This is a genomic window from Vescimonas coprocola (assembly GCF_018408575.1).
Taxonomy (GTDB): Bacteria; Bacillota; Clostridia; order Oscillospirales; family Oscillospiraceae; genus Vescimonas; species Vescimonas coprocola.
The window spans coordinates 1,685,247-1,697,444 of the sequence record NZ_AP023418.1 but is presented as its reverse complement, the minus strand read 5'-3'; the positions used below and the strand labels follow the sequence as shown (position 1 = coordinate 1,697,444).

Below are 12,198 nucleotides of genomic sequence, written 5' to 3'. Positions count from 1 at the left end.
GCCCTCTGCAAGGCGGGGAAGGTCTATGATATAATATGTACAAACAAATGTCCACGAGACAGAAAGGGGCGATGGGTCATGCAGACCAAAGAAATCCAAAAGGTGCTGGTGGCCAACCGTGGCGAAATTGCCATCCGCATTTTCCGTGCCTGCCACGATCTGGGCATCCACACGGTGGCCATCTACTCCAATGAGGACACCTATTCGCTGTTCCGCACCAAGGCGGACGAGGCGTATCTGGTGGGGGAGAAGAAATCCCCGCTGGGGGCGTATCTGGATATTCCCGGCATTATTGGTTTAGCCAAGCGCCGTGGTGTTACCGCCATCCATCCCGGATACGGCTTCCTGTCGGAGAATGCCGACTTTGCCAGAGCCTGTGAGGAAAACGGCATCCTGTTCATCGGGCCATCCTCCAAGGTGCTGGGGCAGATGGGCGATAAGCTTAGCGCCAAGGAGATCGCTATCTCCTGTGGTGTTCCCATCATCCCCGGCTGTACGGAGCCTCTGCGGGACGCAGAGGACGCCGTGGAGAAGGCGGTATCCTTCGGCTTTCCGGTGATTTTGAAGGCTGCTGCCGGCGGTGGCGGTCGTGGGATGCGCCGCTGCGACAGCCCGGAGGAGGTCCGCACCGCCTATGAGCTGGTCCACAGCGAGGCGGAGAAGGCCTTCGGCTGCGGCGATATTTTCATGGAGAAGTATCTGGTGGAGCCCAAGCACATTGAGGTGCAGATCCTGGCGGACCAGCACGGCAACGTCTATCATCTGGGCGAGCGGGACTGCTCTCTCCAGCGGCGGTATCAGAAGGTGGTGGAGTTCGCCCCGGCATGGTCCGTCCCGCAGGAGACGGTGGAGGCGCTGCGCCGGGATGCCGTGAAAATTGCCCGCTCGGTGGGGTACGTCAGCGCCGGTACGGTGGAGTTTCTGGTGGATAAGAACGGCGGCTACTACTTCATCGAGATGAACCCCCGGATTCAGGTGGAGCATACGGTGACGGAGATGGTCACCGGCGTGGATATCGTCCGAAGTCAGATCCTCATTGCCGCCGGGTATCCCCTGAGTCACCCGGAGATCGGCCTGAGCCGGCAGGAGGATGTCCACATCGACGGCTACGCCATCCAGTGCCGTGTGACCACCGAGGACCCCGCCAACAACTTTGCCCCGGACAACGGCAAGATCACGGCCTACGCCTCCTCCGGCGGATTCGGTGTCCGTCTGGACGGCGGCAATGCCGACGTGGGTACCGTTATCTCCCCCTACTACGACTCGCTGCTGGTGAAGGTCACCAGTTGGGATCATAATTTTCCCGCCGCCTGCCGCAAGGCGGCCCGTGCCATCAACGAGGTACGGGTGCGGGGCGTCAAGACCAACATCCCCTTCGTCACCAACATTCTGGCCCATCCGGATTTCGTGGCGGGCCGCTGCCATACCAAGTTCATCGACGAGACGCCGGAGCTGTTTGATATCGTGGACTCCCGTGACCGGGCCACCCGTGTCCTGCGGTACATCGCCGAGATCCAGGTGGCCAATCCCAACGCCGAGCGCCATCAGTATGACACCCCCCGCTTCCCCCAGCCTCAGGCCCCGCTGGGCCCCGGCCTGAAGCAGCTGCTGGATGAAAAGGGCCCCAAGGCCGTGAGCCAGTGGGTGCTGGAGCAGAAGAAGCTGCTGCTCACCGACACCACCATGCGGGACGCCCACCAGAGCCTGCTGGCCACCCGGATGCGTACCCGTGACATGGTGAAGGGCGCCGACGGTGTGGCGGATATCCTGCGGGACTGCTTCTCACTGGAGATGTGGGGCGGCGCCACCTTCGACGTGGCCTACCGCTTCCTCCACGAGTCCCCATGGGAGCGGCTGCGGCTGCTGCGGGAGAAGATCCCCAACATCCCCTTCCAGATGCTGCTGCGTGGCTCCAATCTGGTGGGCTATGCCAACTATCCCGACAATCTGGTCCGCAGCTTTATCAAGGAGGCGGCGGAGCGGGGCATCGACGTGTTCCGTGTGTTCGACTCTCTGAACTGGATCCCCAGCATGGAGGTGGCCATGGACGAGGTGCTGAACCAGAATAAGCTGCTGGAGGCCACCATGTGCTATACCGGCGACATTCTGGACCCCACCAAGGATAAGTACACCCTGAAATACTATGTGGACCTTGCCAAGGAGCTGGAACGCCGTGGCGCCCATATGCTGGCCATTAAGGATATGTCCGGCCTGCTGAAGCCCTACGCCGCCAAGAAGCTGGTGTCCACCCTGAAGCAGGAGATCGGCATCCCCATCCACCTGCATACCCACGACACCACCGGCAATCAGGTGGCGGCCCTGCTGATGGCCGCCGAGGCCGGTGTGGATGTGGTGGATGCCGCCTGCGCCCCGCTGGCGGGTCTCACCAGCCAGCCCTCGTTGGATGCGCTGGTGGCCGCCCTGCAGGGAACGGAGCGGGACACCGGGCTGGACCTGCGGCGGGTGCAGGAGCTGTCCAACTACTGGGCAGATGTGCGCCTGCGGTATGAGAGCTTCGACCACGGCCTGAAAACCTCTACCACCGACATCTACCGCTACGAGATCCCCGGCGGTCAGTACACCAACCTGCGGCCCCAGGTGGAGTCGCTGGGTCTGGGCGACCGCTTTGAGGAGGTCAAGGAGATGTACAAGACCGTCAACGATATGCTGGGCGACCCGGTGAAGGTGACGCCCTCCTCCAAGGTGGTGGGCGATCTGGCCATCTTCATGGTGCAGAACGACCTGACCCCGGAGAATATCGTGGAGCGGGGCAAGGCACTGGCTTTCCCGGATTCCGTGGTGTCCTACTTCAAGGGCATGATGGGCCAGCCCGCATGGGGCTTCCCGGAGGATCTGCAGAAGGTGGTCCTGAAGGGCGAGGAGCCCATCACCTGCCGTCCCGGCAAGCTGCTGCCGCCGGTGGACTTTGACCGGCTGGAGCAGGAGGTACGGAAGTTCCGGAACGACCCGGAGCGCAAGGACCTGATCTCCTACGCCATGTACCCCAAGGTATATGAGGACTTCTGCCGCCACCGCAAGGAGTACGGCTATATCACCCGTATGGGCAGCCATGTGTTCTTCAACGGCATGGCGCTGGGCGAGACCAACAAGATCAACATCGAGGACGGCAAGACACTGGTCATCAAGTATCTGGGGCTGGGCGATCACAACGACGATGGCACCATCAACGTTCAGTTCGAGTTGAACGGGATGCGCCGTGAGGTGGCGGTCCGTGACCCCAACGCTTCGGAAAAGACCCGTCAGGTGGTGCAGGCCGACGAGAGCGACCCCCGTCAGGTGGGGGCCTCCATCCCCGGCATGGTGTCCAAGCTCCACGTGCAGCCCGGCGACACCGTGGAGGAGAATCAGGTACTCATGACCATCGAGGCTATGAAGATGGAGACGGCCGTTACCGCCCGCACCGCCGGCAAGGTCCGGGAGATCCGGGTGAAGGAGGGGCAGGCCGTCAAGGCCAAGGAGCTGTTGATGCTGCTGGACTGATGCCCTCACCCTGCAAATCATACGCCTAACAGAAAACCATCCCCTCAATCAAACAAGGACTGCGGACAATGTCCGCAGTCCTTGTTTCTTGGTATATGGGGGCTTGGCACTTAATTCTTGCCGTGCCGACGTTTCCACTCCGCCGGCAGGCGGAATAGGGTGGACACCAGCAGGATCCCCACCGCCAGACACCCGGCGATGCCCGCTGTCTCCAATCCCTTGGCCAGCGCCGCATGGAAGTCTCCCGCCAGCCCCAGGCTCATGGTATAGTAAATGCCCGCCCCCCGGCAGCAGCGGGAAGGTGGACACCACCAGATACGACGTCACCGGATACTTCCGGATACGGGCCATAGTCTCAGCATAGAGGGCCGCTACCAGTGTGGCGAAGAAGTTCATGCTGTAAACACCATAGCCCAGCTGCTGCGCCAGCAGGTATACCATCCACGTGGCCACGCCGCCCAGCGTACACAGCCACATTCCGCCGCCGTGTACGTTGAAGAGGATGGCGAAGCCCACGCAGCCCACCAGCACCGCCAGACCCTGTACCCAGAAGGGATGCACCACACCGGTGCTTACCGGCAGGCCGTACAGCCCGGAGGTGATGCGCCACGCCGCCGCCGTACCCAGTGCAATGGCGAAGGCCGACAGCAGCACCTGCACGATGCGGTTGATACCGGAGTTGGTATCGCCGTAGATGATATCCCGCATGGAGTTGGTGATGAGCAGCCCCGGCACCAGGATCATCAGTGCGCCGATGATAGAAGAGTCCACGGAATCCATCCACCCCAGACTGGCCACCAGATATGCCGGAGCCGCCATGAAGAAGGAGGCGGCGATGGTGCGAAAGAAGGGGTTCACCTCCAGTCGGTTCAAAAACCCGTTGACAAGGCCGATGATCAGCCCCAACAGACCCGCCCACAGGCTGTCCCGCAGGGTGCCGCCAAAGACAAAGCAATAGCCAAAGGCCCCCAGATAGTGGCCCAGATAGTATGCCGGCAGCGAATATTTCCGACAGGCGGCCTGCGTCTCCTCCAGCCACTGCACCGCTACCTCCACCTCCGGGGTCTCCCGGCAGATGCGGCGGCTCAGGGCATTGAACTGCTCCACCGCATCCAGATCGTTGCCGTGGAAGCCGATGCGCTTCATGATGGTCAGGGGCTTGCCGTTGGCGGCCTCAAAGCTGATGGTCAGGCAGTTGGGGATGGCGAATACCTCACACTCGATGCCGTAGGCAAGAAGAATACGCCGTATGGTATCCTCCACCCGAAAGGTCTCTGCGCCGCTGATGGCGAGACCGTGTCCCACCTGTGCAGCCAGATCCGTCAGAAGATAATAATCCATACGGCGTATTTCCTCCTAATTGGGGATAGCTCGCCTTACACCACTGCGAAGAACTTCACAATGAACAGGGCGGCGATGACATAGGTCAGGACGGACACGTCCTTGGCCTTGCCGGAGAACACCTTGATGATGGTGTAGGAGATCATGGCCAGACCGATGCCGTGGCCGATAGAGCCGGAGATAGGCATGGCGATGAGCATGATGAACACGGGGACGATCTGATCCAGATCGTTGAAGTCCACGTTCTTCAGGCCCTGCAGCATCAGGATGCCCACATAGATCAGAGCGGAGGAGGTGGCCGCAGCGGGGATGATGGCGGCGATGGGGGCGATGAAGATGCAGGCCAGGAACATCACGGCGGTGGTGAGAGCCGTCAGACCGGTGCGGCCGCCGGCCTCCACGCCGGAGGCGGACTCCACGAAGGTGGTGACGGTGGAGGTACCGCAGCAGGCGCCGGCCACGGTGCCGATGGCGTCAGAGGTCAGGGCCTCCTTCATGTTGGGCATATTGCCGTCCTTGTCGGTCATACCGGCACGGGAGGCGGTACCCACCAGCGTGCCGATGGTGTCGAACATATCGATCATGCAGAAGGTGATGACCAGAGTGATGGCGGTGAACCAGCCGATGCGGAAGAAGTCGCTGAAGTCGAACTTAAACAGGGTGGTGGCAGCCATGTCGTGGAAGGGAGGCACAAAGGAGGCACCCTGCAGGGAGGCGAAGGGGTTCACGTGCAGGAAGATGGCCTCACCGGCCCAGTAGATCACGGAGGAAGCCAGCATACCCACCAGCACGGCGGCCTTGATGCCCTTCTTGGCCAGCAGGATGATGACGAACAGACCCACGAACATGGTGATGACGGTCAGGACCATGGTGCTGTACTCGGCGCCCATGTGATCCTTGATGACGCTGGGGGTCATGGCGCCGAAGAAGTCACGCATGACATAGAAGGGATCGGTGTAGCCGTTGCCCTCGGCATAAACGCCCACGTTGGAGCCAACGCCGATGTTCATCAGCATCAGGCCGATGGCGGGGCCGATACCCAGCCGCACGCCCAGAGGGATGGCGTGGACGATCTTATCACGGATGTTGAACACGCTCAGCAGCAGGAACACGATGCCCTCCACCAGGATGATGCACAGTACCGCCTGGAAGGCGCTGGTGTAGTCGGTGTTCAGCAGGGCGGCCACGTTGCCCGCCACCACGGCGAAGAAGCTGTTCAGGCCCATGCCGGGAGCCATGACAAAGGGCTTGTTGGCCAGAAAGGCCATGCACACCGTGCCGATGGCGGAGGCGATGCAGGTGGCGAGAAATACGCCGTTCCACAGGGGCGTCCCGGTCTGGAAGCCGGTGAGCAGATTGGGGTTCAGGGCGATGATGTAGGCCATCGTCATGAACGTGGTGAGACCGGCCAGGATCTCTGTTTTCACAGTCGTGCCGTTCTCCTTCAGGTGGAAGATACGTTCCATTGTTTTCTCTCCTCTTTTATTATTTTGTCCGGCCGATTCCCGGACATTCTACATGATACAGCATCCGCAAAAAGTACGCAAGGGGGTAGACGTGATTTTTTCCACATATGAGACATAAATCCTGCTTTTTCGTCGAGCTTCCCCGCCTGCTGTCCCGACGCCCTCCACCGGGTAAGATTTTACATGGATTTTACAAAACTCCGCTTTTGGATTTTATCTGCCGCCGGTAAAGTACTGATTAGATAGAGTATTTGGGAAAAACTGTGTAAAAAAAGGTGCCGCCCGGTGGCGGCGGAGAGGAAAACGCTTATGAGTATTTTTGATGTATTGACCATGCTGGGAGGGCTGTGTCTGTTCCTGTTCGGCATGACGCTGATGGGACAGGCGCTGGAGCGCCGGGCCGGGGGCCGCCTGCGTTCCCTGCTGGGCAAGATGACCACCGGCCGTCTGGCGGGCTTTTTCACGGGCCTTGGCGTCACGGCGGTGATCCAGAGCTCCTCGGCCACCACGGTGATGGTGGTGGGCTTCGTCAACTCCGGTCTCATGACCCTGCGGCAGGCCATCAACGTCATCATGGGGGCCAACGTCGGCACCACGGTGACGGCATGGCTGCTGAGTCTGGGCGGCATCAGCGGCGACAGTATATGGGTGCGGCTCCTGAAGCCCACCTCCTTTACGCCGGTGCTGGCGCTGGTGGGTATCATCTTCTTCACGTTCTGCAAGGACAATAAGAAAAAAGACACCGGCACGGTGCTGCTGGGCTTTGCCACGCTGATGTTCGGCATGGAGACCATGTCCTCCGCCGTGGGAGGTTTGGCGGATGTGCCGGCCTTCCGGCAGCTGTTCATCACCTTCCAAAATCCGGCGCTGGGCCTGCTGGCCGGTGCGGTGCTGACGGCCATCATCCAGTCCAGCTCCGCCTCCGTGGGGATTCTGCAGGCGCTGGCCGTCACCGGTCAGGTGAGTTATGGCGCCGCCATTCCCATCATCATGGGCCAGAACATCGGCACCTGCGTTACGGCGCTGCTGTCCTCTGTGGGGGCCAATAAGAACGCCAAGCGTGCTGCCTTTGTCCACCTGTCCTTCAATGTGATCGGCTCTGTGGTGCTGCTGACGGCCTATTCCATCGTTCGGGCCATCTTTGCCCCGGCCATTCTGGGAGAGGCGGCCACCCTGCCGGGCATCGCCGTGATCCACACCGCCTTCAACCTGCTGTGCGTGGCCATCCTCATGCCCATGGCCCCGCTGCTGGAGAAGCTGGCTCTGCGGGTCATCCACGACGCCCCGGCTCCGGAGCACGAGACGGAGCTGGATGAGCGTCTGCTGGCCTCCCCGGCTCTGGCGCTGGGCCAGTGCCGTGAGGTGGCCATGAAGATGGCGGACCGCGCCGTGCAGGCCCTGCGCGGCAGTCTGCTGGCGGTGACGGACTATACCCCGGCACTGGCGGAGCAGGTGCGGGCCGACGAGGAGGCCACGGATCACTATGAGGACATTCTGGGGACCTATCTGGTGAAGCTCAGCAGCCAGACCCTGACGGCGGCGGACAGTGAGAACGCCACGGAGCTGCTGAAGGTCATTGGGGACTTCGAGCGCATTGCCGACCACGCTGTGAACATCGTGGAATCTGCCGAGGAGCTGCAAAGCAAGGGGCTGACTCTCAGCGAGGCCGCTCAGGCGGACCTGAAGGTGCTGGACGCCGCCGTGGCGGAGATCCTGGACCGTTCGGCGGATGCCTTCCGCCGGGGGGATGCACAGGCGGCGGCCGCTGTGGAGCCGCTGGAGCAGGTGGTGGATCTGCTGAAGGAGCAGCTGCGTACCCGTCACATCCTGCGGATGCGGGAGGGCAAGTGCAGCATTGAGGCGGGCTTCGTGTGGGCAGACCTGCTGACAGATCTGGAGCGCACCTCCGACCACTGCTCCAACATCGCCGGCAGCGTTATCGATATGTCCCAGCACAATCTGAACATCCATGAGACGCTGCGCAGCGGCAAGCTGAACAACGAGGAATATGACCGCCGCTTCCGGGAATACGCCAGAAAATACGCCGTGAAATAGGTGGGCGGTAAAACAAAACAGGCCATGTGTCCATAGGACACATGGCCTGTTTTGTTTTATATCTTGAGGGAAAAGCGCAATATAATGGATAAAACGCTGTGCAAAGCAGCATGACGCACCACCATCAGAAGGAACGGAGATGCCAGGTGGCCGCTGAGCGGGAGCCGAATGGCGATGCACCGACCGGATGGGGATGCACCGCCGTGCCATCCGGCGGAAGGAAAGTAAGCGGCTAACGGAATTGCGAGAGCGAAAATGACTGACCGGTCACTGGGCCAGCAGAACCTCCAGCCGCTGACGGATGAGGGAGAGCAGACGGTCATTATCCGGCATCTCCTTCAGGTCGGCAGGGTCACAGAGGGCAGCCAGATCCTCAGACAGATACCCCTCCTCAAACACGTCCAGTCCAGCCTGATTCAGACAGTCAGAATAGTCCACTAAGCGCTGGTTTTTGTCCCATTCGCCCCGTTTGCGGAGGGCGCCGGCCCAAGCCACCATGGTAGCCAGCGGATTGGTGGAGACCTTCTCCCCACGACGCCAGCGATAGAAATGATCGGTGACGGTGCCGTGGGCGGCCTCATATTCAAAGTTGCCGTCCGGGGAGACCAGCACACTGGTCATCATGGGCAGAGAGCCGGAGGCGGCGGCGATGAGGTCGCTCATGACGTCGCCGTCGTAGTTTTTACAGGCCCAGATGATGCCGCCGGGGGAGCGGATGACCTTGGCCGCCACGTCGTCGATGAGGGCGTAGCGATAGGTGAGACCCGCCTTCTCAAAGGCCGTCCGGTACTCCTCGTCGTACACCTTCTGAAACAGCAGCTTGAAGGTCTGGTCGTAGTCCTTGGAGATGGTATCCTTGCTGGAAAACCACACGTCCTGTCCCACGGAGAGCCCGTAGGAGAAGCAGCACCGGGCAAAGGAGAGAATGGAATCGTCCCGGTTGTGCATGGCCTGCACCACGCCGGGGCCGCTGAACTGATACACCGTCTGGCGGGAGGTCTCCACGCCGTTTTCATCGGTGAAGACCAGCTCCGCCTTTCCCTTGCCGGGGACCCGGTATTCCACGGCCTTATACAGATCACCGTAGGCGTGGCGGGCGATGGTGACGGGCTTTTTCCAGCTGGTCACCACGGGCTTGACCCGTGAAATGAGGATGGGAGCCCGGAACACCGTGCCGTCCAGCGCCGCCCGGATGGTGGCGTTGGGGGACTTCCACAGTTGGCTCAGGCCGTACTCCTCCTGTCGCTGGAGGTTGGGGGTGATGGTGGCGCACTTGACGCCGATGTGCAGGCGGCGGATGGCCTCCGCCGCATCCCGTGTCACCTGATCCGCTGTCCGCTCCCGGTTGGGCAGGCCCAGATCGTAGTACTCCGTGTTCAGCTCCACAAAGGGCAGGATCAGCTGCTCTTTGATCTTCCCCCAAAGCACATGGGTCATTTCGTCGCCGTCCAGCTCCGCAATGGGGTGGGGCATTTTGATTTTTTCCATGGGGTTCACCTCCGGTTTTCGGCGGCATTTTGGGCCGCATAGTGGTTCATGAGACAGCCGGTGAGCAGCAGCTCCCGCTCCTCGGCGGTGGTATTTTTCAGATAAAGTGTCAGGGCGTGGATGCCGCTGTCCGTCAGCAGCAGGGCGGGGAACTCCTCATCGCCACGGGTCACCTTTTCCCGCACCTGCGGCACATAGAGGAAGTCACCGGGGCAGCCGGGGAAATCCGTTCCTTCCGCCAGCGTGAAGGGCAGCATTCCCCAGTTGACGCAGTTGGAGCGATAGCGCTTGGTGGCAAACTCGTAGCAGAGGTTGGCGCAGCCCCCCAGCACCCGCTGGCAGGAGGCGGCCTGCTCCCGTGCCGAGCCGTCACCGGGCTTGTTGGCAAACAGCACCGAGCCGATCTGCACCCGGCCCATGTCGGGAATGGAGAGGGCCTTCTGCACGCTTTGCAGCTCCGGGGGTATGGCGCCGCTGCGGCGGGCCTCCTCCAGTGCCTGAGTGGCTCTGGCACGGGGAACGTAGTCCGGGTCCCGGCGGGACAGGGCGAAGGACGCCAGCTTCAGGGGATTGGAGCGGTAGGAGGAGGTCTCGCCGGAGGGGATCAGCTCATCGGTGGTGGTGACGGGATCCCGCAGTACGGAGGCCACCTGCAGCAGCAGCTCCTCCCCCAGCGGCGGGATGGCGGGCCACTCGGCAATGTTGGGACCGTAGTGGAGGGGGGCCTCCGGTCGGGCCTTGCCATAGCCGAAGTACACCCGGCGGCCATAGACCCCGCCGTCGAAGGTGCGGCGCACCGGGGCCGGGGCGGGATAGTCCACCTCGGCGGCGGAGGTGACCACGCCGTGGTTCCGGGCCGTGGCGGCGATGGAGCGGGCGTCCATCAGCAGCACCCCGGACAACTGGCCGTCGCCGGGCTTAGAGCCCTCCCGGCTGGGGAAGTTGCGGGTGGTGTGACGCACGGACAGGGCGTTGTTGGCAGGGACATCCCCGGCTCCGAAGCAGGGGCCACAGAAGCAGGGCTTGAAGAGGACTCCGGCCTCCAGCAGCGCCTGCTGCACGCCGTTTTGCATCAGCTCCAGATTTACCGGGATGGAGGGGGGATACACCGACAGAGAGAAGGGGCCGCAGCCCACGTCACCGCCGGAGAGAATGGCGGCGGCCTCGGCAATGTTGTCATACATTCCGCCGGCGCACCCGGCGATGATCCCCTGCTGCACCACCAGCTTGCCGTCCACCACTTGGTCGGTGAGGGAGAGGGTGGCCTTGCCGCCGAACTGCTCCGCCGCCCGCTGCTCCACCTGACGCAGATAATCGCCGGGATCGTGGAGCAGCTCCCGCAGCGTCACCGCCTCGGAGGGGTGGAAGGGGAGGGCGGCCATGGGCTCCAGCCGGGAGAGGTCTATGGAGATCATGGCGTCGTAGCAGGCACCCTCCTCCGGGGCCAGCCGGGTATAGGCCTCCGGCCGTCCGTGGATGGTCAGGTACTCCGCCACGGCATCGTCCGTCTGCCAGATGGAGGACAGGCACGCCGTCTCCGTGGTCATTACGTCGATGCCGATGCGGTAATCCATAGGCAGATGAGCCACGCCGGGACCGGCAAACTCCAGAATTTTGTTTTTGGCGAAGCCGTTTCCATACACGGCCCCGCACAGGGCGATGGCCACGTCGTGGGGACCCACGCCGTGGGGCGGTGTGCCGGTGAGCCACACCAGCACCACCTGCGGGGCGGCGATGTCATAGGTGTTGCGTAGCAGCTGCTTCACGATCTCCGGGCCGCCCTCGCCCACGCCCATGGTACCCAGAGCGCCGTAACGGGTGTGGCTGTCGGAGCCGAGGATCATGCGGCCGCAGCCGGCCATCATCTCCCGCGCATACTGGTGGATCACCGCCTGATTGGCGGGGACGTAGTTTCCGCCGTACTTCACGGCGGCAGACAGGCCGAAGGCGTGGTCGTCCTCGTTGATGGTGCCGCCCACGGCGCAGAGACTGTTGTGGCAGTTGGTGAGAACGTAAGGCACCGGGAACTCCCGCAGGCCGCTGGCCTTGGCGGTCTGAATGATACCCACATAGGTGATGTCGTGGGAGATGAGACTATCGAAGGTCAGGTGAAGCTGGCCCTCCCACGGCCCCCGGTGGTGACGGCGGAGGATCTGATAGGCCATGGTCTTATCCCGGCCGCTGCCGGCGGCGGGGATCGGTGCGGGTACGCCGCCCTGCAGCATGACGCTGCCGCTGTGCAGTTGGATCATCGGTAAGCACCCCTTTTCGGATGATGGTTTTGTTGGATACAGTATAACACAAAAAAGCCAGGATGCAAGAGAAAATGAATGAATAAAATGAAATT

6 protein-coding genes are annotated in these 12,198 nt (G+C 62.1%); 2 read left to right on the top strand and 4 right to left on the bottom strand.

Translation table 11 applies throughout. The annotated features are described in order from the left end of the window. Nucleotides 1-78: 78 nt before the first annotated feature. Nucleotides 79-3,501, top strand: coding sequence for a pyruvate carboxylase (locus KJS28_RS08370; protein ID WP_213540536.1), 3,423 nt, complete (start codon nucleotides 79-81; stop codon nucleotides 3,499-3,501). A gap of 48 nt (nucleotides 3,502-3,549) precedes the next feature. Here KJS28_RS08370 and KJS28_RS12490 read toward each other — a convergent pair whose 3' ends face one another. Next, complete coding sequence (locus KJS28_RS12490) at nucleotides 3,550-4,842, bottom strand: threonine/serine exporter family protein (protein ID WP_228298359.1); 1,293 nt, start codon at nucleotides 4,840-4,842, stop codon at nucleotides 3,550-3,552. A 35-nt stretch (nucleotides 4,843-4,877) separates the two neighbouring features. Further along, a complete protein-coding gene (locus KJS28_RS08360; protein ID WP_213540535.1) occupies nucleotides 4,878-6,308 on the bottom strand; it encodes an NCS2 family permease in 1,431 nt (476 codons plus the stop codon). Nucleotides 6,309-6,617: 309 nt separating this feature from the next. Here KJS28_RS08360 and KJS28_RS08355 point away from each other — a divergent pair, with 309 nt between their 5' ends. Beyond that, entirely contained in the window at nucleotides 6,618-8,363 is a 1,746-nt protein-coding gene (locus KJS28_RS08355) for a Na/Pi cotransporter family protein (RefSeq protein WP_213540534.1), read from the top strand. Nucleotides 8,364-8,630: 267 nt separating this feature from the next. On the opposite strand, the gene KJS28_RS08350 is transcribed toward KJS28_RS08355, so the two are convergent. Together KJS28_RS08350 and KJS28_RS08345 are read right to left on the bottom strand one after the other, a co-directional pair. Beyond that, the gene (locus KJS28_RS08350) at nucleotides 8,631-9,851 is read right to left on the bottom strand and encodes an NADP-dependent isocitrate dehydrogenase (protein WP_213540533.1); all 1,221 of its coding nucleotides are present in this window, start codon (nucleotides 9,849-9,851) and stop codon (nucleotides 8,631-8,633) included. Nucleotides 9,852-9,856: 5 nt separating this feature from the next. Further along, nucleotides 9,857-12,103, bottom strand: coding sequence for a hydratase (locus KJS28_RS08345; RefSeq protein ID WP_213540532.1), 2,247 nt, complete (start codon nucleotides 12,101-12,103; stop codon nucleotides 9,857-9,859). Nucleotides 12,104-12,198: the final 95 nt, after the last annotated feature.

What these genes read in the sequence shown, in the direction of transcription:
- KJS28_RS08355 (WP_213540534.1), top strand. Translation starts at nt 6,618, where the DNA reads ATGAGTATTTTTGATGTATTGACCATGCTGGGAGGGCTGTGTCTGTTC.
- KJS28_RS08360 (WP_213540535.1), bottom strand. Translation starts at nt 6,308, where the DNA reads ATGGAACGTATCTTCCACCTGAAGGAGAACGGCACGACTGTGAAAACA.
- KJS28_RS08345 (WP_213540532.1), bottom strand. Translation starts at nt 12,103, where the DNA reads ATGATCCAACTGCACAGCGGCAGCGTCATGCTGCAGGGCGGCGTACCC.
- KJS28_RS08370 (WP_213540536.1), top strand. Translation starts at nt 79, where the DNA reads ATGCAGACCAAAGAAATCCAAAAGGTGCTGGTGGCCAACCGTGGCGAA.
- KJS28_RS12490 (WP_228298359.1), bottom strand. Translation starts at nt 4,842, where the DNA reads ATGGATTATTATCTTCTGACGGATCTGGCTGCACAGGTGGGACACGGT.
- KJS28_RS08350 (WP_213540533.1), bottom strand. Translation starts at nt 9,851, where the DNA reads ATGGAAAAAATCAAAATGCCCCACCCCATTGCGGAGCTGGACGGCGAC.